The following is a 23,893-nucleotide window of genomic DNA, read 5'->3' on the forward strand; positions in this document are numbered from 1 at the left end:
TTCCGGACGGCGGGCAGAAAAAAGAATGTTCTGTCTGCCGTCTTTTCATATACGGGATCTGAAAGGAGATACGACAGTGAGTAAAGTTAAAAAAGAGGGACACAAGGGCGGGGGAAACTGGAAGGATTTCTTCCATGTGATCCGGAAGATGCGCCTGCCGTGGCACTGGATCATCATTGCCTTCCTGTGCAATTTCCTGTACAACAGGGTCATGCTGGACCTTCCCACGGTGACAGCAGGCCTGATGAGCGGCAGCACGGACAGCCAGGCTCTGGTGGACGCGGTCTGGTTCTATGTGCTGTTCACCCTGGTGCTCTGCGGGGATGTGGCCCTGCGCTCGCCCGCCAGGCATGTGGCGGCCAGGAATATAAGGAGGGTGATCTGGAAGAAGATGCTCCGCATCCGCATGGATTACTATGACGGACACAATCCTTCGGATCTGATGAGCACTATGACAAACGACGCTACGACGGCGACAGAGTATCTGGTGGAGTTCCTGGTGGGCTTTCTCCCCACGATCTACTATGTGGCGGCAGCCCTGCAGACCATCTCCTCCTACAATGTGTGGCTGATGGTGTCGGTCTTTCTCCTCCTTCCTCTGAAGCTTATTTACGCAGTCTTTGTGGGAAGATGGCAGTACAGGACCCAGTTCGGCGTGTTTAAGGAGATCGGCAGCCTGACCGCGTACCTGGCGGAGAGGGTGCGCAACCTGATGCTCATCAAGACTTACACCAACGAAGAACGGGAGCTGAAAAACGGGGAGAAGACCTCTTACGGGCTTTTTGACGCCAACATGAAGGTCAATAAGCTGAACTGTGTGATCACAGCCCTCACCACCCTCCTTGGCATGGCCCAGGTGATGGTGGTCATGGTGTTCGGCGTAGTGCTCCTGAAAAGAGGGGACATTGACATCCAGCAGTGGGTGGCTTTCTATATGTTTTCCGGCACGCTCTCCACTTCCTTCAGCAATCTGATCGACTATTGGATGAAGCTTAAAAGCGTGCAGGGAGCCATGGCCCGCACGGCGGAGCTTTTGCGCGCCCCTGAGGAGGAAGAAAAAGAAGGGCAGGGGGAAGGAAAAAGCGCTGGCACCGAGGTGCGTTTTGACCATGTCTCCTTCTCCTACGGGGACAAGGAGGCCCTAAGGGACGTGTCCTTCACTATCCCGGAGGGCAGCTCCGCGGCAGTTATCGGCCTGTGCGGCAGCGGCAAGACCACCTCCCTGAGTCTGCTGGAGCACTTCTATGAGCCCCAGGAAGGGACCGTGTCCTTAGGCGGAGTGCCGGTGGCGGACATCCCGCTTCAGGCGCTGCGGGGGCGTATGGGCTATGTGCAGCAGGGGGCGGATGTCTTCAGCGGCACCGTGCGGGAGGCTCTCACCTACGGGCTCCACCGGGAGGTGCCGGATGAGGAGATCTGGGAGGCAGCCCGCAAGACGGGCTTTGCGGAAATCCTGGAGAAATGGGACGCAGGCCTTGACACGCCGGTGGCCCCAGGCGGCACTTCTATGTCCGGCGGACAGAGGCAAAAGCTGGTGCTCACCAGGGAGTTCATGCGGGGCGCAGACGTGCTCCTGTTTGATGAGCCCACCTCAGCTCTGGACGCTGCGGCGGCCAGGATGGTACAGGATACGATCTTTGATACATTTCCAGATCAGACGAAGATCATCGTCACTCACGACCTGTCTCTTATCAGGCGGGTGGACCAGATCATTGTCCTGGACAGAGGCGTACTGGCCGGGTGCGGGAGCTACAATGACCTGTATGGGAAGTGCGGGGCTTTCATGGAGCTGATCGCAGCCTGTCAGGCAGAGAAGGAGGCGGCGCAATGCTAAGACAGATCAAAGACTACACAAAGATATTTAAGGGCATCCGGCTGCCCTGGTTCCTCATCCTCCTGGTGCTTGTCATCTCCATGATCAAGTCCCATGTGGAGGTGGAGGCCATCACGATCACGGCCTCCATCATCGACGGGACCCAGAACTCCATCAAGACAGACGAGCTGATCCGCTATATCGAGTTCCAGCTCATTACAGGGGGCATCACCATCGCTTTTACCTACCTGACCGGACTGCTCCTGCAGAAGATCAACCTGGCGGTGAGGCTGCGGATGTGGAACAAGATGATGCGCCTGCCCACCAGCTATTATGACTCAGACAATGTGAACGAGCTGGTGACCCGTGTGACTACGGACGCGGAGAGTGCGGGAAACTATTTCCAGCTGCTGATCGACATTTTCACTGCTGTGTACGCAGGCATTGTGGCCTACCAGAAGCTGTTCAGTTTCCAGTTCCAGATGGCCCTTGCCAGTCTGCTGGTGATCCCGGTCATGGTGTTTATCACCTGGCTCTACGGAAGGCTGACCTACACGGCGGGAGCTGCCGCCAGGACAAGGCTGGCCTCTGTCATGGGGTACCTGGCAGAGCACGTGCGCAGCATCCGCCTTATGAAATCCTTCTGCACGGAGGGAGAGGAGCAGAAAAAGGCAAGGGGACTTTTTGGAAGACAGTGCAAGGCGGACATCCTCCTAAGCTACACATCCATGATCCAGCTTGCCGGCATGGAGGTCATGGGATGCCTCAACATCGTCATCTCCTTTGTGCTTGGAAGCCGCATGATCGCCTCCGGCGACCTGACCGTGGGCAAGCTGATCGGTTTCTACACCCTGTGCGGCCTGGCGGTGACCCGGCTTGCTACCTTGTGCACCAGCGTGGGGACTTTCTCCCAGAACGCGGGTATCATGAAGAAGATCGGGCAGGTCTTAGATGTGCCTGACGAGAAGGAGGAGGGCTGCGAGATGGACGTGGCGGACGAGGACATTGTCCTGGACCACGTGGACTTCTCCTACCAGAGCGCCAAAGTGCTGCGGGATCTAAGCTGCTCCATACCAAAGGGGAAGGTCACGGCCATCGTAGGGACCAACGGCGCCGGCAAGACGACCCTCTTTAAGCTGCTGGAGCGGATGTACGATCCCACAGAGGGGACTATCCTCTTTGGGGACCGGGATGTCAGGGACTTTAAGCTGTCCGCCTGGCGCAAGAGCTTTGCCATCGTGTCTCAGGATAAGCCTCTCCTATCTGGCACTGTGCGGGACAATATCCTCTACGGCGTGGAGCGGAAGGTGACGGAAGAAGAACTCATCCACGTGGCGAAGATGGCCAATGTCTATGACTTTGTCATGGACACGCCGGGACAGTTTGACGCCCAGGTGGGGCCGGGAGGCTCCAACTTCTCCGGCGGCCAGCAGCAGTGCATTGCCATCGCCAGGGCCATGATGCGCAACCCGGATTACCTGCTCCTTGACGAGGCTACCAGCAACCTGGATGTGAAGAGCGAAAAGACGGTGACAGAAGCCCTAAGCAACCTGATGAAGGGCCGCACCACCATCCTCATCGCCCACAACTATTCCGCCACTGTGTTCGCGGACCAGGTGATCGTCCTGTGCGACGGCCAGATTGAGGCCTGCGGCACGCCAGAGGAGCTGCTGCGGACAAACGACTACTACCGGACCTTTGCCCACCAGGCGGCAGAGGCGGGGAAATAATATAGACAGACGGAAGGCGAACAGCAGAAAGGAAAGGATACAAGATGAGATCAAAGTTGACACAGTGTTATGACTACCGGCAGCTTGCGGTGCCGGAGGAGTTAAAGAAATGGCGTTTCCCGGAGAGCCAGATCGACGAAGAGCTTGAGGCCCTGGCCAGGGACCACTCCAGCGAACAGCAGATGGAGGGGCCTGTGAAGGACGGGCACAGCGTGCAGTGCACCTGTCTGAAGGATGAAAAAGGAAACTGGGAGGGGCGCACGGTGCTCCTCTATCCAGGCCGCAGCCTGCCGGGGGCCCAGGAGGCAGAGCAGGCTGTGCTGGGCAAAAGACAAGGGGAGACCTTCTCCTGCCAGCTGAAAGCAAGGACCCTTGTGCTCAAGGTGGAAAAGGTAGTGGAGAAGCGCACCCTCACAGTGGGCGATACGCTGGTGGGCCTTTTGGGACTGCCAGGCGTGGAGACCGTGGAGGACTACCGGCGCTGGTACCACGAAAAGCACGACCAGGCGTACCGGGACAAGGCCAGCATCCGCATCTGCCAGTTCTGGCTGGAGGCGATCCTAAGGGAGAGCACCTTCGATGTGGACGAGGCAGAGAAGGCGGCCTGGTGCCATCACCAGGCCAAGACCCGCTACGACGCCCTGGAGGCGGCAGGTGTGGACCCGAAGAAACAGCCGGACGGCACATCCCTCACAGAGGAGGAGACTATGAAGGTCATGGAACAGGAGCAGGAGAAATACTACCTTCCCAATGTCATCTACTGCTATTTCTGTGAGAAGGATGGCTTTTCTGTCACAGAGGAGGACATGGAAGAGATGGTCCGGCAGATGGCGGCAGAGAGAAAGGAAGATGTGGAGGAGCTTAAGAAACAGGCGGATTTTGAGATATTTAAGAGTGTGAAGCTCCAGGAGCACACATTCCATATGCTGATGAGAGAGGCCAATACATATCTGGAGGTGTAAGAAGATGGCAGTGATAGAAGCGACAGAGGAAAATTTTGACCAGCTGGTACAAGGCGCAGAGTACGTGATGGTGGATTTCTACGGGGACAACTGCGGGGCCTGCGTCGGCACGGCTCCCTACTACCGGGAGGTGGCGGACGATATGGCGTTCATCCGCTTCATCCAGGTGAACACGTCTGTGTACCGGAAACTGGCCAGGAGATACAAGATCATGGGCATCCCGGCCTTCCGCTATTTCCACAACGGGCAGGTGGTCCACCAGTCCGTGGGGGGCATGGACACAGAGCGGATCCACAGGGAGTTGGCAGAGCTCCTCTACCACGATGAAAAGATTGAAAAGTAGCAGAGGGGATGCTATACTAAAACATATTTGAGGAAACGATCACAGAAGAAGGAGGAGGTACCATGCTGTTTGCCGATTACGCACTTCTTGGACTGGGCGGAGCCGTGTCATGCTTTGCGGCTCTGCGCTGGGAGAGGGAGAGAGTACGGCGCAGCCTGGTACTTTCTTTTATAGGCGGAGCTGTCTGCGGGCTGGCCTGGTGCCTGGACGCAGGGATCCGTCTGGGCAGCGGGGCCTGCCTTCTCTTTCTGGTCTCCTACATGGCGGTGCTGCTGCGCCATGGGGCGGAGCAGGAGAAATCCCTGGTCGATATCCTGGCAGCCGTGTCTCTCGCCTGCGGCTGCTTTGGCATGCTGCGGGTGGTGTCGGGAGCGCTCCTTGGGATTTCTTACCTCTCCCCTTTCTTCCGGACGATGCTGGCGCTGATGTCCGTCCTGGGTGTCTGCGCAGGCCTGGCTTATTTGTCCCGGGAGTTCCCGGAGGAGGGATGGCAGCAGTACTTCTGTAAGGAGGGGACGCAGGATGGGGACAGGCCGGGGAGGCGTGCGCTGCTCTTTGCAGCCTTTGGCCTGTGCCTGTCGCTCCCCGTCCTGGGAAAATGCTCTCTGCCCACGGCAGCCCTCGCCCTTTTCGCCTTCTTCGGAGGCCTGCGGCTTTTCTGCCTGGTGGTGGCAGCCAGCAGGGAGAGGGAGTCCCTGCGCACGGAGAAACAGTACCGGGATGACATGCAGACCTACATGAGCGTGGTCCGCTCCCAGAGGCACGACTACAATTTCCATGTGCAGACTCTCCACGGCCTGCTCCTCAGGAAGGACTACGAGGCCTGCGAGAAGTATCTGGAGGAGCTTTTGCAGGATTCGGTGGCCATGAACCGGTTGCTGCCCCTAAAAGACGCCGCGGTCAGCGCCCTCATCCTCTCCTTCCAGAGCCGGGCCCAGCAGGAGGGCATCCGCCTGGAGATCACGGTGGAGAACGACCTGTCCCAGATCGCCACCAATGTCTATGAGACAAACAAGATCATCGGCAACCTTCTGCAGAATGCCCTGGACGAGACGGAGCGGCTGCCGGACCGATCCTTTGGCATCCATCTGACGATCCTAAAAAGGGGCGAGTTCTGCATCATCAATGTGGCCAACAAGACGCGGCAGGGGGACCCCATGGCATCCTACCAGGCAGGCGCCTCCTCCAAGAGCGGGCACGAGGGCATCGGCATCGCCTCCATCCAGGCCCTGGCGGCCAGGTACGGGGGCGTGGTGTACTCCCGCATGGAGGGCCAGGTCATCCATTTCGTGGCAAAGATCCCGCTTAGACTTGTGAAGGAGGCATCGTGATGTTTGAGGGAAAGATACTTCTGGTGGACGACCAGCCTGTGGCGGCGCAGGACTCCATCGCCGCCTTAGAGCATTTTGCAAAGCCGTCCCAGATCCTCTTTGCCGAGGACGCCAAGGCGGCCAGGCAGATTCTGGATACGGAGCCGGTCCGGCTGGCCTTTCTGGATATAGAAATGCCTGGCGGGGACGGCTTTTCCCTGGCGGCTTACATTGAAGATAGGCATCCGGGTCTGCCCTATGTATTCCTCACCGGGCACGCGGATTTTGCCTTGGAGAGCTACGAGTATGAGCCGGTGGATTTCCTCACTAAGCCAGTGGATATCCGGCGGATGGAGCGGACCTTTGAGAAGGTGCGGAAAAAGGCAGGTGTGCCGAGAAAAGAGAAGATTGCTGTCAGGAGCGGGGCAGACTATCTGTTCCTGGAGCCAGATCAGATCCTCTACATATGCAAAGAGAAACGGAAGGTGCAGATCCACAGGAAGGACGGAGGGACCTGGCAGACCTCCCACACGCTGGAGGAGCTGGAGCGGATCTTCCTAGACTACCATTTCTTTCGCTGCCATCAGTCCTTCCTGGTGCCCCTTGCCAATATACGGGCAGTAGGCGCCAGCCGTTTCGGTCAGACTTACGAGGCGAAGTTAGAGGGAGGGACATCCGTCCCGGTCAGCAGAAGCCGGTACGGAAAGCTTAGGGAGGAGATGGAAAAACTGGGTATCTCCTTCCTAAGAGGAACAGGAAGAAAAGGAGAGACAGGGCAAGGTGGACCACATACTGATCATAGACGATGACACAAATATCAACAATCTTTTAAGGGAGGCCCTGGAGAAGGGCAGTTACACCTGCAGCCAGGCCTACTCCGGCACTGAGGCGCTTTTGCGCCTGGACATGGAGCCCTTTGACCTGGTCCTCCTGGACCTGATGCTACCGGGCATGTCCGGGGAGAGGGTGCTGGAGGAGATACGCAGAAAGAGGGATATCCCGGTCATTGTGCTGACTGCGAAGGACCGGCTGGACGACAAGGTGGACCTCTTAAAGAGCGGGGCGGACGACTATGTGACAAAGCCCTTTGAGATACGGGAGGTGCTGGCAAGGATCGAGGTGCAGCTGCGCAGGCGGGGGACAGCCGAGGCTGCCGGGGACACTCTGAGCCACAGGAAGATGACCCTGGACAAGGAGACCTTTAAGGTCTTTGTGAGGGGAAGAGAGCTGCCCCGGTTTACACGCCAGGAGTTTGCCATCCTGGAACTCCTCCTGTCCCACCCGGGGCGGGTCTACAGCAAGGAGGAGATCTTTGAGTACGCCTGGGAGGAGCCCTACATGGGGGAGACCAAGACGCTGGATGTGCACATCAGCAATATCCGCAGGAAGATAAAGAAGGAGACGCAGGAGGAGTACATTGAGACTATATGGGGTATCGGCTACCGTATGCCCCGGTAAGCTTTACCTTTTCTTTAGATTTTATTTGCGAAGGATTAAGGAAAGGTCCTTAGAATGTAAGACAGATCGAGAGAAAAGGAGTGAGACATATGAGTGAGCTGCTGCTGCAGACAAGAGCATTGACAAAACAGTACGGCAGGCACAGGGCAGTAGACCAGGTGAGCATGCATATAAAGAAGGGGGCGATATACGGTTTTATCGGCAGGAACGGAGCGGGCAAGACCACTACCCTGCAGATGATCAGCGGTCTGGCCTCCCCCACGGCGGGAGAGATCGAGCTGTTCGGGTGCAGGGGCCGCGAGCTGAGCCGGATACGCTCCAGGGTGGGCTGCCTTATCGAGGGGCCGGGCCTCTATGGAAGCATGTCTGCCAGAGACAACCTGAAAATGAAGAGCATGCTCCTTGGCGTGTACAAGAGGGGATACGAGGAGGAGCTTCTGGATATCGTGGGCCTTGGGGGCGTGGGCAAGAAGCCGGTGAAGAGGTACTCCCTGGGCATGAAGCAGAGGCTGGGCATCGCCCTGGCCCTGGTGGGAGAGCCGGACCTGCTGGTCCTCGACGAGCCCATCAACGGCCTGGACCCACAGGGGATCGCGGAGGTGCGGGATACGGTGCTGAAGCTGAACAGGGAAAGGAATATGACGATCCTCATTTCCAGCCATATCCTGGAGGAGCTCTCCAAGATAGCCACAGACTACGGGATCATCCACAACGGGACTCTTCTCCAGGAGTTGACGAACGAAGAGCTGATGGAAAAATGCAGCGAGAGGCTGGAGGTCACACTGGATGACCCGGAGCGGGCTGTTCCGGTGATGGACCGCCTGGGAATAAAACGATACCAGGTGGCAGACAGGGAGCACATCTATATTTTTGAGAGGCTGGAGGAGAGCGCGGCGCTCAACATGGCCTTCGCAAAGGCAGGAATCCCTGTGCGGGGCATCTCTGTCACAAACGAGGAGCTGGAGACCTATTTCTTAAAACTGACAGGAGGCGGGGCAAATGCTTAATATGATAAAAATGGAAACATACCGGATGCTCCACACAAGGAGCGCCTATGTGATCCTCATCGTGCTGACGGGGTGCGTGCTTTTTACTAATATCATGAGCCGGGATGAGTATCGGGCAGACACAAGGAAGGCGGCCGAGGCATCGGTGGATATGGTGCAGGTGAGTCCCTCCTCGCCGGATGAGAGCGGGGAGGAGACGCCCAATCTGGGTATGACTGTCACTCTCCCCACCACACCTGGAGAGCAGGTGACTGTGTTTGACCTGTTTGCGGCAAATATACAGGGGCGATTTATAGCTCTTTTTATTGCTATATTCACGATTTTGTTTTCCGGGGCGGACATGAGCAGCGGCTATGTGAAGAACACAGCGGGACAGGTGAGGAGCCGGGCGGCCCTTGTGGCGGCCAAGGCGGTGGCTGTGATGGTGTACACAGTGTTTACCATCCTCTTTTTCGTGGCCATTGAGGCGATTTCTGATGCCTTGCTTTTTGGAGCTTTGGCCTGGGGTGACCCGGGCGAGTTCCTCCCTTATCTGGGAGCGCAGACAGCGCTGCACTGTACCTTTATGGTGGTCCTGTGTGCCCTTACAGTGATCATACGGAGCAGCGTGCTGAGCATGGTGCTGGGGGTGCTGCTCTGCCAGAACCTGGCTATCCTCCTGTACGGCGGGGCGGAGACACTGCTGCGCAGGATGGGGGCTGGAGATGTTGACATTATCTCCCACACCATCACGGGAAAGATTGCCATGCTCCCCCTGGCGCCCTCCGCGTCAGACGTGACAGGAGCGCTGCTGACAGCGGCCCTGTTCCTTGTCCTGTCGGCAGGCCTGGGGGCTCTTGTGTTCCAGAAGAGGGATGTGTAGGGGACAGGAGAAGTCAACAGGAGGAGCATTTACAGAAGGAGAGAGACAGGATGTTGACTATTATCCTTATAACAGGTATCGTGATCCTAGCGGTAGTGCTGTGGAAATACCAGCGGCAGATGAAAGACATCTGCCGCCAGATCGCGTTCCTGCGGGAGCACGACAGCAATATGCTCATCACGACCCAGATCCGGGCCGGCGGGGTGGGCGAGCTGGCAGAAGAGCTCAATGAACTATTGCTGGAGATGAAAAGTGAACACAGAGAGTACATGGAAAAGGAGGGAGAGATTGCCCGCATCTACACGGACCTGTCCCACGATATCCGCACGCCTCTCACCTCCCTGGACGGGTATTTTCAGCTCCTCCGGGAGACCAGAGACCCGGAGGAGCAGGAACGGTATATCCGCATCATCCAGGAGAGGATCGGCAGTCTGAAGGAGATGCTGGAGGAGCTGTTCACTTACACGAAACTCCAGGGCGGGCGCTATGAAATAGAGAGGACAGCCTGCCGGCTGAACCGGATCCTGAAGGAGACGCTGTTTTCCTACTACGAGGAATGGCTGGCGCTTGGGATCAGACCGGAGTTTTCCATTCCTGAGGAGGAAATCTGTGTGGAGGCAGACCCCCGTGCCCTCAGGCGGGTCATCCAGAATCTCATTAAGAACGGGATGGACCACGGCGAGAAGAAGATCCGCATTGCGCTCAAGAGGCAGGGGAACAGGGCTGTCATGACCTTTGCCAACCAGGTGTCCTGTCCGGACAAGATTGATACAGAGCATGTGTTTGACAGGTTCTACAAGGCAGATGAGGCAAGGAGCCGGACCTCCACGGGGCTGGGCCTCTCCATTGCCAGAGAGCTGGCCCGCAGGATGGAGGGAGATATCGCCGCCCGTATGGAGGAAGACTGGTTTGTGGCTGAGGTGCAGCTTGCGGCGCTGCCATGTGGAGCAAAGGGGTATACAGAGGACGTGTGAAAAGAAAATAAAAAAGGGCTTGACTTTTCTGCGTATCTCTGTATAATTTATTTCATAAATACTTTAGCACTATAAAGTGTAGAAGTTTTAAGCGATAAAGCGACAGGAGGAAAAGGACATGAAGTTAAAAAAGGTAACAGCAATCTTACTGACAGCAGTCATGACAGCCGCACTTGCAGCCTGCGGAAGCAGCTCAGGAGACAGCTCTGGAAGCAGCGGAGATGACGCAGGCGGAAGCGGTACATATACTATAGGAATCTGCCAGCAGATGGAGCATGCGGCTCTGGATGCGGCCACGGAAGGGTTTCAGGATGCCTGCCGGGAGCTGTTTGGCGAGGACAATGTAGAGTTTGACGTGCAGAACGCACAGGGAGAGCAGACTATGTGCTCCACCATCGTTAATAATTTTGTTTCTTCTGATGTAGATTTAATTCTTGCCAACGCTACCCTGCCTCTCCAGACAGCAGCCCAGGCGACGTCAGACATCCCGATCCTGGGAACTTCCGTTACTGATTACGGCAGTGCGCTGGGCATCGATGACTGGACAGGAGCCACGGGAGTGAATATTTCAGGAACCAGCGACCTGGCGCCTATCGAGGAGCAGGAGGACATGCTCCTGGAGCTTGTGCCGGACGCCCAGACAGTGGGAATTCTGTACTGCTCCTCCGAATCCAACTCCAAATACCAGGCAGAGCTTTTTGAGGCAGAGCTGGAGGCGGACGGCATTTCCTACAAGGAGTACACAGCGGCAGACTCCAACGAGATTCAGTCTGTGACTCAAAATGCGGTGGAGGACTGTGATGCCATCTACATCCCCACGGACAACACTATGGCGTCCAATACCCAGATCATCAATAACATCTGTCTTCCTGCCAAGGTTCCGGTGATCGCGGGGGAGGAGGGCATCTGCAGCGGCTGCGGCGTGGCTACTCTTTCCATCAGCTACTACGACCTGGGATACCAGACGGGCGAGATGGCCTACAAGATCCTGGAGGAGGGCGCTGACATCTCCACCATGGACGTAGAGACAGCAGCCCAGGTGACGAAAAAGTACAATCCCACGATCTGCGAGGAGCTGGGCATTACTATCCCTGAGGGCTACGAGGCCATAGAAGCCGAGTAGAGGAAGAAAGGCTATTGACTTTTCACGGGAAAATGAGTATATTGGAACATGTAAATTGCATATGGGGAGCTTGTAGACAGGCTGAGAGGAAGTTGTGAACTTCGACCCGGGAACCTGATTTGGATAATGCCAACGTAGGGAGAAAGATGAGAGACTGCGGGAAATGGCATGATGCCATTTCCCTTTTCTTATTCTATAGAGAAATCCTTTCGGCAAAAAGGGGCGGACCTGCCCCGCTTTGTCTGGCAGAAAGGTCAGGAGATTTACAGACAACAAAATACAGCAGGACTATGTGAGTGAACAGGAAATGGATTAAGACGGTTCACGAAGGGGTGCACCACCGCGGGTGTATTCTTTCGTGAACCTTTTTTCTTGGGAAATCTCGGGGAATATCCTGGAAATAGCCGGGAATAGCCCGGGGAATCTCGGAGCAATATCCCGCTTCGGTTCCGGCGCAGCGGCCTGCTTAGGGAGAAAGGAGGAGAGCTTTATGATCACAGCGCGCATAAACGGGCAGGAAGAGATATTTTCGTCTTCTCTTTCTGTCAGCGCATTTCTGGAAGAGAAGGGCTACCGGTCGGACCGGGTGGCCGTGGAAAAAAACGGAGCCATCGTACCAAAAAGAGAGCATGAGAGCTGTCTTATCGATGACGGAGATACACTGGAGGTCGTGAGCTTTGTGGGAGGAGGCTAGAGAAGATGAGGGACATCAGGATCACAGAGGAGGAGATCTCTCAGGCGCTCATTGACCGTCACACGGAGGAGGTTCAGGCCCGGATCCGCGCGGCCCGGGTGGCCGTGGCTGGACTTGGGGGTCTGGGATCCAACATAGCGGTCAGCCTGGCCAGAATCGGAGTGGGGCATCTCCATCTCATTGATTTTGACCGGGTGGATGTGACCAACCTGAACAGGCAGCAGTATTTTGCAGACCAGGTGGGCATGTACAAGACCGAGGCCCTCCGGGAAAATCTGCTGCGTATCAATCCGTGGCTTGAGCTGCGGACCGACTGCCTGCGTGTGACAGAGGAAAACGCGGCAGAGCTGCTGCGGGATGACGCCTATATCTGCGAGGCCTTTGATATTGCGGAGAATAAGGCCATGCTTGCGGGGGAGGTGCTGGAGCATTTCCCGGAGAAATATCTGGTGGCCGCCAGCGGTATGGCCGGATATGGGGACAGCAATGAGATTCGCACAAGACGGGTCACCTCCCATTTTTATCTGTGCGGGGATGAAAAGACCGAGGCGGAGGCAGGGCGGGGCCTTATGGCTCCCAGGGTGGCTCTCTGCGCGGCGCACCAGGCCAATATGGTGCTGCGGCTTATACTGGGAGAGAGGTAGATCACGCCCCTGGCAGACTATAGTAGGAGAAACAGAAGAAAAGAAGACAGAACTGAAGAGAAAGGCGCCGCCTGTTCCGGCGGCAGAAAGGAGAAAAAATGGAGACAAATACAGAAATCAAAAAGGATACGTGGAAGCTGGGAGACCATACATTTACCTCCAGGTTCATCCTGGGGTCAGGCAAGTATTCCCTGGAGTTGATCCAGGCGGCAGTGGAGCACGCGGGGGCTCAGATCGTCACGATGGCCCTGCGGCGGGCAAACGAGGGAGGACTTGCCAACATCCTGGATTACATACCGGAGGGCGTCTCTATCCTGCCCAACACGTCGGGAGCCAGAAATGCCCAGGAGGCGGTGCGCATCGCACGGCTGGCCAGGGAGGTCTGCGGAAGCGATCTTATCAAGATCGAGATCATGCGGGACAGCAAATACCTCCTCCCGGACAACTACGAGACGGTCAAAGCCACGGAAATCCTGGCAAAGGAAGGGTTTACCGTGATGCCCTACATGTATCCGGATCTGAATATGGCAAGGGACATGGCGGACGCGGGTGCTGCCTGCATCATGCCTCTGGGGGCGCCCATCGGGTCCAACAAGGGACTGTGCACCAAGGAATTTATCCAGATCCTTATCGATGAGATCGATCTTCCCATCATTGTGGACGCCGGGATCGGGAAGCCCTCCCAGGCATGCGAGGCCATGGAGATGGGGGCTGCCGCCGTTATGGCTAACACTGCCATCGCCACATCGGGAGACATTGCGGCCATGGCCGGAGCCATGAAGCTGGCCGTGGAGGCGGGCCGCGCCGCTTACCTCGCGGGGATGGGAAGCGTCCGTGCAAAAGGAGGAAGCGCTTCGTCACCCCTTACCGGGTATCTGAGAGATTAACATTGGACGCAGAAGGAGGCTTGCGAAAATGAGCGCAGAAAACCATGTAAATGAAAGCATTTTAAGCGATGAGATCCGGGAGCACCAGAGGAAGAACCGGATCGACCATATGACCTACCTGCCGGACATGGAGGACATTGGCTCGGAGGTGATGGACAAGGTCATCTCCGAGGTGAAAGGATACGACTATGACAGCTACACGGAGGCTGACGTGCGAAGGGCACTGGCAAGGGACAACCGGTCCCTGGAGGATTTCAAGGCCCTCCTCTCCCCGGCGGCCATGCCGCTCCTTGAGGAGATAGCCCAGGCAGCCCAGGCGGAGACGAGGAAGCATTTCGGCAATTCCGTCGCCATGTTCACCCCGGCCTACATTGCAAACTACTGTGAAAATTACTGTATTTACTGCGGCTTTAACTGCCACAACCGTATCAAGAGGGCGCAGCTTGACGAGGCGGAGATCGAGCGGGAGTTTGCGGCCATCGCAAAGACCGGACTTCAGGAGATCCTGATCCTGACAGGGGAGAGCAGAAAGAAGTCCACGGTGGAGTACATCGGAAGGGCCTGTCAGATTGCCAGGAAATATTTCCGGGTCATCGGCCTGGAGGTCTACCCCATGAACTCAGACGAGTACGCCTATCTGCAAAAATGCGGGGCGGACTATGTGACGGTCTTCCAGGAGACCTACAATTCAGATAAGTACGAGACTCTCCATCTGGCCGGGCACAAGAGGATTTTCCCCTACCGGTTCAATGCGCAGCAGAGAGCTCTCATGGGCGGCATGAGGGGCGTGGGATTTGCGGCGCTCTTAGGACTGGATGATTTCCGAAAGGACGCGTTCGCCACAGGCATGCACGCCTGGCTGCTGCAGAAGAAATATCCCCACGGGGAGATTGCCTTTTCCTGCCCCAGGCTTCGGCCTATCATCAACAATGACAGGATCAATCCCATGGACGTCCACGAAGCCCAGCTCCTCCAGGTGGTGTGCGCCTACCGGCTCTTCATGCCCTTTGCCAGCATCACCATCTCCAGCCGGGAGTGCGCCAGAGTGCGGGACAACCTGGTGCAGATCGCTGCCACCAAGATCTCCGCGGGAGTCAGCACCGGCATAGGGGAGCACGGCGAGGAAGTGGCGGACAAGGGAGACGAGCAGTTCGAGATTTCAGACGGCCGCTCTGTGGACGAGGTTTACCACGCACTGGAGGCCAATCATCTGCAGCCTGTGATGGCGGAGTACATCTATGTGTAGGACACACAGGGAAGAGGGCGGAGAAAATATTATGTCCCGGGTGGCGGCTGTGACAAACCGCCACCTGGCCGCCAGGCCCTTCCTTGAGCAGATCGAGCGGGTGTGCAGGCTGCACCCGGCGGCTGTGATCCTGCGGGAGAAGGATCTGGCGGAGAGGGACTACACCCTCCTGGCTGGACAGGTGCTGGAAGTGTGCAGAGCCTATCAGGTGCCCTGCGTTTACCACACCTACCCGGAAGCCGCGCTGAGAGCAGGGGTGAAGGCCATCCATCTGCCTCTGCCTTTGCTGCGCGCCTACAGAGAGCAGGGACTTCTGGAGTCCTTTGTGCATGTGGGCACTTCCGTTCACTCCGCGGCTGAGGCGGGGGAGGCTCTGCGTCTGGGAGCTACCTGTCTGACGGCCGGACATATTTACAGCACAGACTGCAAGAAGGGGCTGCCGCCCCGGGGGCTTTCCTATCTAAAAGAAATCTGCAGACTGTCGCCGGCGCCTGTCTGGGCCATCGGCGGTATCCATACAGGCCAGGGCCAGGTGGAGGAGGTGCTCTCCTGCGGGGCGGCCGGGGCCTGTGTCATGTCGGAAATGATGCGGATATAAGGAGCTGCAAGCTGTTTTGCTCTGCCTTGCGCTGCCAAACCACTTGTCAGTCCAGGGAAAAGGATTTACAATAATAACAATATACAAAAACAAGTGACAGGAGGAAGACATGGCTGAAGTCAGAAGGAGATTGAATTTTCGCGGGAGGGTGCAGGGCGTAGGCTTCCGCTACAAGGCAAAATACCTGGCAAAATCCATGGGGCTGACAGGATGGGTGAGAAACGAGATGGACGGCACAGTGACGCTGGAGATCCAGGGGCGCCCCCAGCTCGTGGACAAGCTTCTGCAGGGACTGAACCACGACAGCTTTATTGAGATTGACTGGGTCGACGGGAAGGATATCCCTGTAGAAGAGGAAGAAAAAAGCTTTAAGGTCCTGATGTGAGAAAACAGATGTAAAGAGAGGGATAAAAAGGATGAGCGAGAAGATGTGCGGGGACAGAGACAGGAGAGAGGAGCTTACGCCGGAGAAAGCAGGTGCCGGTTACGGGAGACTGCTATGGGAGGAGCTTAAGGGCCTGCTGGAGAGCGCAGGGGCGGCTCTGGCAGGCTGCGGCGATCTGAGAGGACAGGCGTATTCAGTGGGCGTTGCCGTGGCCCTGCCGGTCCCGGATCCAATCATCCGGCAGCTTCTGGAGGGCCCCACGAAGGAATATTATGAGACTTACCATGCCATGAACCGGAAGCTCAATGAGATCGTGCTCGCCGGGGAGGCTTTCCTGAGGGGAAAGGGGTTCCAGGCCTGGGCCCAGACTACGGACAGGGTCAGCCAGGACGAGGAGTGGAGAACGCCCCTTCCCCACAAGACAGTGGCCACAAGGGCCGGGCTTGGATGGATTGGAAAGAGCTGTATTCTGGTGACAGAGCAGTACGGCTCCGCCATCCGCCTGTCCTCCCTTCTCACAGACGCGCCTCTTCCCTGTGCCAGGCCGGTCACTGTCTCCCGGTGCGGGGACTGCCGGGTCTGCGTGGACAGCTGTCCGGCTCAGGCTCTGAAGGGGACGCTGTGGCGAGCCGGTATGGAGAGAAAAGAGCTGTTTGACAGAGAGGCCTGTTACCGCAAGCAGGTGGAGATCATGCGCCGGCGGACCGGAATAGAGGCAGATCTGTGCGGCAAATGCTTTGCCGTGTGCCCCTATACCCGCCGATATCTGGCCAGAAAGCAGGCAGATAATTCCATAGAATAAAGGAGGACAATTATGAAACAGTTTGTGATGGCGCTGGACGCCGGTACCACCAGCAACCGTTGCATTTTATTTGACCGCCGGGGAAATATACGCAGTGTGGCGCAAAAGGAGTTCACTCAGTATTTTCCGAAGCCGGGCTGGGTGGAGCATGACGCGGATGAAATCTGGTCCACCCAGCTTGGAGTGGCGGTGGAGGCCATGACCAAGATCGGGGCCGAGGCGGCGGATATTGCGACGATCGGGATCACCAACCAGCGGGAGACAGTCATCGTATGGGATAAGAAGACAGGGGAGCCCATCTGTCACGCCATCGTTTGGCAGTGCCGAAGGACAGCGGGCTTCTGCGATAAGCTGATGGCGGACGGGCTGGAGGATATGATAAGGCAGAAGACAGGACTCAAGATAGACGCCTACTTTTCAGCAACCAAGATCAAGTGGATCCTGGACCATGTGGAGGGGGCCAGAGAGAGGGCGAAGAAGGGTGAGCTGCTCTTCGGGACGGTGGAGACGTGGCTGATCTGGAAGCTGACAAAGGGAAAGGTCCATGTGACGGACTACTCCAACGCTTCCCGGACTATGCTTTTTAACATCAACACCCTTCAGTGGGACGAGGATATACTGAAGCTTCTGGACATTCCGGCCTCCATGCTGCCGGAGGTGAAGCCCTCCAGCTGCATTTACGGGGAGAGCGATCCCTCCTACTTCGGCGGCAGCATCCCCATCAGCGGGGCGGCGGGAGATCAGCAGTCAGCTCTCTTCGGGCAGACCTGCTTTCAGCCCGGGGAGGCAAAGAATACCTACGGCACAGGCTGTTTTCTTCTCATGAATACGGGTGAGAAGCCGGTTTTCTCCGACAACGGCCTTCTCACCACCATTGCCTGGGGTCTGGACGGAAAGGTAAGCTATGCCCTGGAGGGATCCATTTTCGTGGCGGGAGCCGCCATTCAATGGCTCCGGGATGAAATGCGCCTGATTGACTCCTCCGAGGATTCCGAGTACATGGCAAACAAAGTGCCGGACACAAACGGCTGCTACGTGGTGCCTGCCTTCACCGGCCTGGGCGCGCCCCACTGGGATCCCTATGCGAGAGGAACCATCGTGGGCATCACCCGCGGAGTGAACAAATACCACATCATCCGGGCTACCCTGGAGTCACTGGCCTACCAGGTCAATGACGTGCTCAGAGCCATGGAGGCGGACGCAGGGCTGACCCTGAGCTCCCTGAAGGTGGACGGAGGAGCCAGCGCCAACGATTTTCTGATGCAGTCCCAGGCGGACATCAGCAACGCGCCTGTGAACCGGCCGAAATGCGTGGAGACCACAGCCATGGGAGCTGCCTACCTGGCCGGTCTTGCTGTCGGATACTGGAAAAATAAGGAGGAAGTGCTGCGGAATTGGGCCAGTGATCAGATTTTTACACCCCAAATCCCGGAGGAGGAGAGAGTGAAGAAAATAAGGGGCTGGAACAAGGCGGTCCGCTACTCCTACCACTGGGCGAAGGATGAAGAATTGTAAAAATAAACAAAAAAACCTTATTTTTATGGACATATATGGATAAATATACTAAAATAGATATATTAAGAGCCTGACAGCGGCCACATATTATGTCCGGGTTTTCGTGGCGGAAAGGATGCGCCGTGGGCAGGCAAAAAGGACGGAGGTAGCATAACATGAAACGAAATGTAATCGTAGGTCAGTCTGGCGGTCCCACAGCCGCCATCAATTCCAGCCTTGCCGGTGTGTACCGCACAGCAAAGGACCGCGGGGCGAATAAAGTGTACGGCATGCTTCACGGCATACAGGGGCTTTTGCAGGAAAGGTATCTCGATCTGTCTGAGTATATCACCACAGAGCTGGACGCGGAGCTTCTGAAGAGGACTCCCGCTGCGTTTCTTGGATCCTGCCGCTTTAAGCTGCCGGAGATCCACGAGGACAGGGGGGTATATGAAAAAATATTCGGCATCCTTGACAAGCTGGACATAGAGGCCTTTATCTACATCGGCGGAAACGACTCCATGGACACCATCAAAAAGCTTTCCGATTATGCCATTGTGACCGGACATCCGACCCGCTTTATCGGCTGCCCAAAGACCATTGACAATGATCTGGCTCTGACGGACCACACCCCCGGCTATGGGAGCGCCGCGAAATATATCGGAACCTCTGTAAAAGAAATCATCCGCGACAGCTTCTGCCTGGAGTACAGCAAGGGACTTGTGAGCATTGTGGAGATCATGGGAAGGAATGCGGGATGGCTGACCGGAGCGGCTGCATTGGCAAAGGGCGAGGACTGCGAGGGCCCGGATCTGATCTACCTGCCGGAGCTTCCCTTTGACCTGCACGCCTTCAGCGACAAGGTAAAGGAGCTCCTGTCCAAGAAGCCCTCTGTCGTAGTGGCAGTGTCAGAGGGAATTCGGACGGCCGATGGCACCTATGTGTGCGAGCTGGGAAGCAGCATTGACTTTGTGGATGCCTTTGGACATAAGCAGCTGTCCGGGACAGCGTCCTATCTTGCCAGCTTTATTGCCGGGGAGATCGGATGTAAGACCAGGGCTATCGAGCTGAGCAGCCTCCAGAGATCCGCATCCCATGCGGCATCCAGAGTGGATATCCTGGAAGCCTACCAGGTGGGCGGTGCGGCCGTGAAGGCGGCGGATGAGGGAGATTCCGGAAAGATGGTGGTTCTCCAGAGACTGTCCGATGATCCGTACCAGTGCGGCACAGAGGTGAAGGACGTGCACAAGATCGCCAACGACGAGAAGCTGGTGCCAAGAGAGTGGGTCAATGAGGAGGGCACAGGTGTGACAGATGAGTTTGTGGCCTATGTGCGGCCCCTCATCCAGGGAGATGTGTCTCCTGTTATGGTAGACGGAATTCCGAGACATCTGTTCCGGCCTTATAATTTGTAAACTCTGTAAACGAAAAAATTTCTTTTATACCATGTGAATATCTGTTATGGAGATCCCGCAGATGCTGATGAATGTATCTGCGGGATTTTTGTACGGAAAAGGGGAAGGTTCACCGGAACTGAAGACATAGAAAAACAGTCCGGCCTGCCTTTACACCTTGGTTTTGCCGCGTTATAATATTCCCTGGACATCATTGAACGACAAAAGGAGGAATATAAATTATGAAAAAGAGAATGAAGAAGATCAGCGCCATCCTGCTGGCCTTTGCCATGACCGCTTCCATGCTGGCCGGCTGCGGCAGCAGCGCGGCTGACAGCAGCAGTGAGGAGCAGACCCAGAGTGAGTCACAGAGCGGGGCTCAGGAGACGGAGAGCGAGCCTGTGGATGTGAACGTGACAGCCCTCAAGGGCCCTACAGCTATGGGGATGGTCCAGATGATGGACGATGCTGACAACGGAAAGATTGACAGCGAAAATTATCAGTTTACCATCGCGGCTTCCATCGACGAGGTGACGCCGTCCATCTCCCAGGGAGAGACAGACATCGCGGCAGTGCCCGCTAATGTGTCCTCTGTCCTCTACAATAAACTGGAGGGCGGCGTACAGGTCCTTGCCATCAACACACTGGGTGTCCTCTACATTGTGGAAAACGGGGATACGGTTCAGTCCGTGGCTGACCTGAGGGGAAAGACGATCTACGCAGGCGGCAAGGGAGCCACACCGGAGTATGCCCTCAACTATATCCTGCAGGAGAACGGCATTGACCCGGCGTCGGATGTGACCATCGAGTGGAAGAGCGAGCACTCTGAGTGCGTGGCGGCTCTGGCCCAGGATCCGTCCGGCATTGCCATGCTGCCCCAGCCCTTTGTGACTACAGCCCAGGCCCAGAACCCGGACCTGCGGGTAGCCCTGGATCTGACAGAAGAGTGGGATAAGATCCAGGAGAATGCGGAAAATCCAAGCGCCCTCCTCACTGGCGTGGTGATCGTGAGGACAGAGTTTGCCAAGGAGCATCCGGAGGCTGTGTCCGATTTTATGGAGAGATATAAGTCATCCGTTGAATTTGTCAATGAAAATGTGGACGAGGCGGCCCAGCTTGTCGGAAACTATGATATCGTTCCTGCGGAGGTGGCAAAGAAGGCGATCCCCGCGTGCAACATCGTCTGCATCACAGGGGATGAGATGCAGGAGAAGCTGTCCGGATATCTTGCCGTATTAAACGAGCAGAACCCGGAGGCTATAGGAGGACAGCTGCCAGATGATGATTTCTACTACACCCAGGAATAGGATAAAGCTGTGGGCGGTACTTGTATGGCTGCTCATATGGCAGGCAGTGAGTATGTGGATCGGACAGGAGATACTTCTCGTATCTCCTGTCACTGTTGTCTTTACCCTCTTTCAGCTGGCTGCCACGGCACAGTTCTGGCTCTCTATTGCCTCATCCATGCTCCGGATCGTGGGAGGATTTCTGCTGGCTGTGATCCTGGGAGTGGCGCTTGCGGGTCCCTCGGCCGCTTCGGCGCGGCTTAAGGAATTCCTCCTTCCCTTTGTGGTGACCATCAAATCCATCCCGGTGGCGTCCTTTGTCATCCTCGTCCTCATCTGGGTGTCGTCCCGGAACCTGTCTGTGCTGATCTCATTTCTCATGGTATTTCCGGTGATCTACACGAACGTGCTGGACGGCATCAGCCAGATGGACGGGAAGCTCCTGGAGATGGCGCAGGTCTTTGACATCCCCTTTGGCAGAAGGCTGCGGAGCATTTACGTCTCCCAGGTCCTCCCCTATTTCCGGACCGGCTGCTCCCTGGCTCTGGGATTGTGCTGGAAGGCCGGCGTGGCGGCGGAGGTCATCGGCATCCCTCAGAATTCCATAGGAGAAAATCTCTACAATGCGAAGATTTATCTGGATACGCCGAAGCTCTTTGCCTGGACGCTGGTCATCATCTGTATCAGTGTCCTCTTTGAGAAGGGATTTTTAAGGGGTGTGGAATATCTTGTCCGTTGTATGGAGCGGATGGGATAAGGTATGCGGACGGCTGGCGGCCAAGGCGGTAAAGAGAAAGAGAGGAAAAATCATGCCTGACATCACAGATATAAATAAAACATACGGGGAACACAGGGTGCTGGAGCATTTCTCTCTTCACATAGAGGAGGGGAGAACCACCTGCATCATGGGCAGGTCTGGCTGTGGCAAGACGACTCTCCTCCGGATCCTCATGGGACTTGAACAGGCGGACGAAGATTTCGGCGGATCCAGGGAGATGGCTGCCATGAAAAAGAGCGCTGTCTTCCAGGAGGACAGGCTGTGCGAGAACTTAAGCGTCATGGCCAACATCCGCCTCACATGCCCGGACAGAACGAAAGCGCAGATACAAGAAGAGATGAGGGAGGTGGATCTGGAGGGCTGCGCGGGACAGCCTGTCCACGAGCTGTCCGGCGGCATGAAGCGCAGAGTCGCCCTGCTGCGGGCGCTGCTGGCCCCCGGTGACATCCTGTTCCTGGACGAGCCCTTCAAAGGGCTGGACGAGGAGACCCGGCAGAAGGTCATCGCCTACACAGCCAGGAAATGTCAGGGGAGGACGGTTCTCTTTGTGACCCACGATGAGAGAGAAGCCGGGCTTATGAAAGCTGCGGCGGTCATTTCCATGGAGGCCCTCTGTTGACGGCGAAATGCTGCCAGGAAAATAGAAAGATCATATGGAGAAAATAAGAAAGAACAAGCAGGAGAAAATATGGAAATGAACACAGCTGTACAAACACAGGAAAATCCGCTGGGATACAAGAGCATACCGGAGCTTTTGCGCGGCTTTGCCATCCCCAGTATCATCGCCATGGTGGTGAGCTCCCTCTACAATATCGTGGACCAGATTTTTATCGGACAGGGAGTGGGCTACCTGGGAAACGCGGCCACCAACGTGGCCTATCCACTCACCACCATCTGTCTTGCCATCGCCCTTCTCATCGGCATCGGCAGTGCCTCGCGCTTTTCCCTCCATCTGGGAGCGGGGGAGAAGGACAAGGCGCGGCTGGTGGTGGGAAACGGCATCAGCATGATGGTGGCCTTTGGAGTCATTTATGCGGTGCTGATCGAAGTATTTCTTCATCCTCTTCTGATGGCCTTCGGGGCTACAGCGGATGTACTTCCCTATGCTATCGACTACACAAGGATCACGGCGGTGGGCATGCCCTTCCTCATCGTGACCAACGGCATGAGCAACCTGGCCAGGGCGGATGGCAGCCCCAAATACTCTATGACAAGCATGCTCATAGGCGCTGTGGTCAACACCATCCTGGACCCGGTGTTCATCTTCATCTTTCACTGGGGCGTGGCGGGCGCTGCCTGGGCTACGGTCATCGGACAGGTCTGCTCCTTTGTGGCCGCTGTGCGTTATATCTGGAAATTTAAAAACATTGAACTGAAGAGGGAGGACATCCGCCTCGTCCCCCGGGAATGTCTGAGTACCGCCTCCCTGGGCATGAGCAACAGCCTGAACCAGGTGGCCATCACGTTTGTGCAGATTGTCCTGAACAATTCTCTGACCTATTACGGGGCCTCCTCTCCCTACGGGACGGACATCCCCCTGGCCGCCTGCGGGATCGTCATGAAGACAAACGCCATTCTGCTGGCGTTCATCATAGGGATTTCCCAGGGAAGCCAGCCCATCATCGGCTTCAACTACGGGGCGAGAAAATATGACCGGGTGCGCAGCACCTACAAGCTGGCGATCTGTGTCAACCTGGCAATCTCTGCGGTGGGATTTATTCTGTTCCAGTTTTTCCCCAGGCAGATTATCTCTCTGTTCGGGACAGGGGATGAGCTGTATTTTACCTTTGCGGTACGTTTCATGAGAATTTTCCTCTTTATGGTCATCGCAAACGGCGTGCAGCTTATCTCATCCAATTTCTTTGCCGCTATCGGCAAGCCGGTGAAGGGACTGCTCCTGTCCATGACAAGACAGGTCTTCTTCCTGATACCGCTGCTTTTGATCCTCCCGGTCTTCCTCGGCCTGGACGGCATCATGTTTGCGGGGCCTGCGGCAGACTCCATTGCCTTTGTGACAGCAGTTATCCTCGTGGGGAGAGAGATGGGGCATATGCGCCGGCTCCAGGAGGAGCAGCAATAAAAAATTCACATAATTTTATCTTG

General features: G+C 56.4%; 24 protein-coding genes and 1 riboswitch. All 24 genes read left to right on the plus strand.

Going from position 1 to position 23,893, the window contains the following annotated elements; genetic code table 11:
* The first annotated feature begins 76 nt into the window (after positions 1–76).
* The 24 genes from H7U36_RS12235 to H7U36_RS12350 all read left to right on the plus strand — a co-directional run bounded on the left by H7U36_RS12235 (position 77) and on the right by H7U36_RS12350 (position 23,870).
* The gene (locus tag H7U36_RS12235) at positions 77–1,834 is read left to right on the plus strand and encodes an ABC transporter ATP-binding protein (RefSeq protein ID WP_033124329.1); all 1,758 of its coding nucleotides are present in this window, start codon (positions 77–79) and stop codon (positions 1,832–1,834) included.
* On the plus strand, positions 1,828–3,543 hold the full coding sequence (locus tag H7U36_RS12240; protein ID WP_033124328.1) for an ABC transporter ATP-binding protein: 1,716 nt from the start codon (positions 1,828–1,830) through the stop codon (positions 3,541–3,543). The genes H7U36_RS12235 and H7U36_RS12240 overlap by 7 nt, the downstream gene beginning before the upstream one ends.
* Before the next feature lie 56 nt (positions 3,544–3,599).
* Positions 3,600–4,505 (plus strand): trigger factor, encoded by a 906-nt coding sequence (locus H7U36_RS12245; RefSeq protein ID WP_205156250.1) that lies wholly within the window; start codon positions 3,600–3,602, stop codon positions 4,503–4,505.
* Between the two features lie 4 nt (positions 4,506–4,509).
* Positions 4,510–4,848 (plus strand): thioredoxin family protein, encoded by a 339-nt coding sequence (locus tag H7U36_RS12250; protein WP_052083739.1) that lies wholly within the window; start codon positions 4,510–4,512, stop codon positions 4,846–4,848.
* 62 nt (positions 4,849–4,910) lie between these two features.
* Entirely contained in the window at positions 4,911–6,179 is a 1,269-nt protein-coding gene (locus H7U36_RS12255; protein WP_138303217.1) for a sensor histidine kinase, read from the plus strand.
* On the plus strand, positions 6,179–6,967 hold the full coding sequence (locus tag H7U36_RS12260) for a LytR/AlgR family response regulator transcription factor (RefSeq protein ID WP_033124325.1): 789 nt from the start codon (positions 6,179–6,181) through the stop codon (positions 6,965–6,967). Before H7U36_RS12255 ends, H7U36_RS12260 begins: the two co-directional genes overlap by 1 nt.
* On the plus strand, positions 6,939–7,616 hold the full coding sequence (locus H7U36_RS12265; RefSeq protein WP_138303218.1) for a response regulator transcription factor: 678 nt from the start codon (positions 6,939–6,941) through the stop codon (positions 7,614–7,616). The genes H7U36_RS12260 and H7U36_RS12265 overlap by 29 nt, the downstream gene beginning before the upstream one ends.
* An 89-nt stretch (positions 7,617–7,705) precedes the next feature.
* Positions 7,706–8,623: an ABC transporter ATP-binding protein gene (locus H7U36_RS12270; RefSeq protein WP_138303219.1), complete on the plus strand. Its 918-nt coding sequence runs from the start codon at positions 7,706–7,708 to the stop codon at positions 8,621–8,623.
* 10 nt (positions 8,624–8,633) lie between these two features.
* Positions 8,634–9,485: an ABC transporter permease gene (locus tag H7U36_RS12275; protein ID WP_205156251.1), complete on the plus strand. Its 852-nt coding sequence runs from the start codon at positions 8,634–8,636 to the stop codon at positions 9,483–9,485.
* 50 nt (positions 9,486–9,535) lie between these two features.
* A complete protein-coding gene (locus H7U36_RS12280; RefSeq protein ID WP_191493457.1) occupies positions 9,536–10,459 on the plus strand; it encodes a sensor histidine kinase in 924 nt (307 codons plus the stop codon).
* Positions 10,460–10,577: 118 nt separating this feature from the next.
* Positions 10,578–11,582 (plus strand): ABC transporter substrate-binding protein, encoded by a 1,005-nt coding sequence (locus H7U36_RS12285; RefSeq protein WP_033124321.1) that lies wholly within the window; start codon positions 10,578–10,580, stop codon positions 11,580–11,582.
* A 52-nt stretch (positions 11,583–11,634) separates the two neighbouring features.
* A riboswitch (TPP riboswitch) is annotated at positions 11,635–11,741 on the plus strand.
* Between the two features lie 331 nt (positions 11,742–12,072).
* Complete coding sequence (gene thiS, locus H7U36_RS12290) at positions 12,073–12,276, plus strand: sulfur carrier protein ThiS (RefSeq protein ID WP_033124320.1); 204 nt, start codon at positions 12,073–12,075, stop codon at positions 12,274–12,276.
* Between the two features lie 5 nt (positions 12,277–12,281).
* Positions 12,282–12,920, plus strand: a complete 639-nt coding sequence (thiF, locus tag H7U36_RS12295; protein ID WP_033124319.1) for a sulfur carrier protein ThiS adenylyltransferase ThiF — start codon at positions 12,282–12,284, stop codon at positions 12,918–12,920.
* 98 nt (positions 12,921–13,018) lie between these two features.
* Positions 13,019–13,807 (plus strand): thiazole synthase, encoded by a 789-nt coding sequence (locus H7U36_RS12300; RefSeq protein WP_033124318.1) that lies wholly within the window; start codon positions 13,019–13,021, stop codon positions 13,805–13,807.
* A 28-nt stretch (positions 13,808–13,835) separates the two neighbouring features.
* A complete protein-coding gene (gene thiH / locus H7U36_RS12305) occupies positions 13,836–15,053 on the plus strand; it encodes a 2-iminoacetate synthase ThiH (RefSeq protein ID WP_033124317.1) in 1,218 nt (405 codons plus the stop codon).
* Complete coding sequence (locus H7U36_RS12310; RefSeq protein ID WP_033124316.1) at positions 15,046–15,651, plus strand: thiamine phosphate synthase; 606 nt, start codon at positions 15,046–15,048, stop codon at positions 15,649–15,651. Before thiH ends, H7U36_RS12310 begins: the two co-directional genes overlap by 8 nt.
* Before the next feature lie 109 nt (positions 15,652–15,760).
* Positions 15,761–16,036, plus strand: a complete 276-nt coding sequence (locus H7U36_RS12315; RefSeq protein WP_033124315.1) for an acylphosphatase — start codon at positions 15,761–15,763, stop codon at positions 16,034–16,036.
* A 31-nt stretch (positions 16,037–16,067) separates the two neighbouring features.
* Complete coding sequence (locus H7U36_RS12320; protein WP_242842787.1) at positions 16,068–16,838, plus strand: 4Fe-4S double cluster binding domain-containing protein; 771 nt, start codon at positions 16,068–16,070, stop codon at positions 16,836–16,838.
* A 12-nt stretch (positions 16,839–16,850) separates the two neighbouring features.
* On the plus strand, positions 16,851–18,353 hold the full coding sequence (gene glpK / locus H7U36_RS12325; RefSeq protein WP_033124314.1) for a glycerol kinase GlpK: 1,503 nt from the start codon (positions 16,851–16,853) through the stop codon (positions 18,351–18,353).
* A 155-nt stretch (positions 18,354–18,508) separates the two neighbouring features.
* Positions 18,509–19,747, plus strand: coding sequence for a 6-phosphofructokinase (locus H7U36_RS12330; protein WP_033124313.1), 1,239 nt, complete (start codon positions 18,509–18,511; stop codon positions 19,745–19,747).
* A 221-nt stretch (positions 19,748–19,968) separates the two neighbouring features.
* Entirely contained in the window at positions 19,969–21,033 is a 1,065-nt protein-coding gene (locus tag H7U36_RS12335) for an ABC transporter substrate-binding protein (protein WP_330637131.1), read from the plus strand.
* A gap of 52 nt (positions 21,034–21,085) precedes the next feature.
* Entirely contained in the window at positions 21,086–21,769 is a 684-nt protein-coding gene (locus H7U36_RS12340) for an ABC transporter permease (protein ID WP_330637132.1), read from the plus strand.
* A complete protein-coding gene (locus H7U36_RS12345) occupies positions 21,741–22,409 on the plus strand; it encodes an ATP-binding cassette domain-containing protein (protein WP_330635906.1) in 669 nt (222 codons plus the stop codon). The genes H7U36_RS12340 and H7U36_RS12345 overlap by 29 nt, the downstream gene beginning before the upstream one ends.
* Before the next feature lie 75 nt (positions 22,410–22,484).
* The gene (locus tag H7U36_RS12350; protein WP_033124312.1) at positions 22,485–23,870 is read left to right on the plus strand and encodes an MATE family efflux transporter; all 1,386 of its coding nucleotides are present in this window, start codon (positions 22,485–22,487) and stop codon (positions 23,868–23,870) included.
* Positions 23,871–23,893 lie beyond the last annotated feature (23 nt).

This window comes from Faecalicatena fissicatena (genome assembly GCF_016900595.1).
Taxonomy (GTDB): Bacteria; Bacillota; Clostridia; order Lachnospirales; family Lachnospiraceae; genus Claveliimonas; species Claveliimonas intestinigallinarum.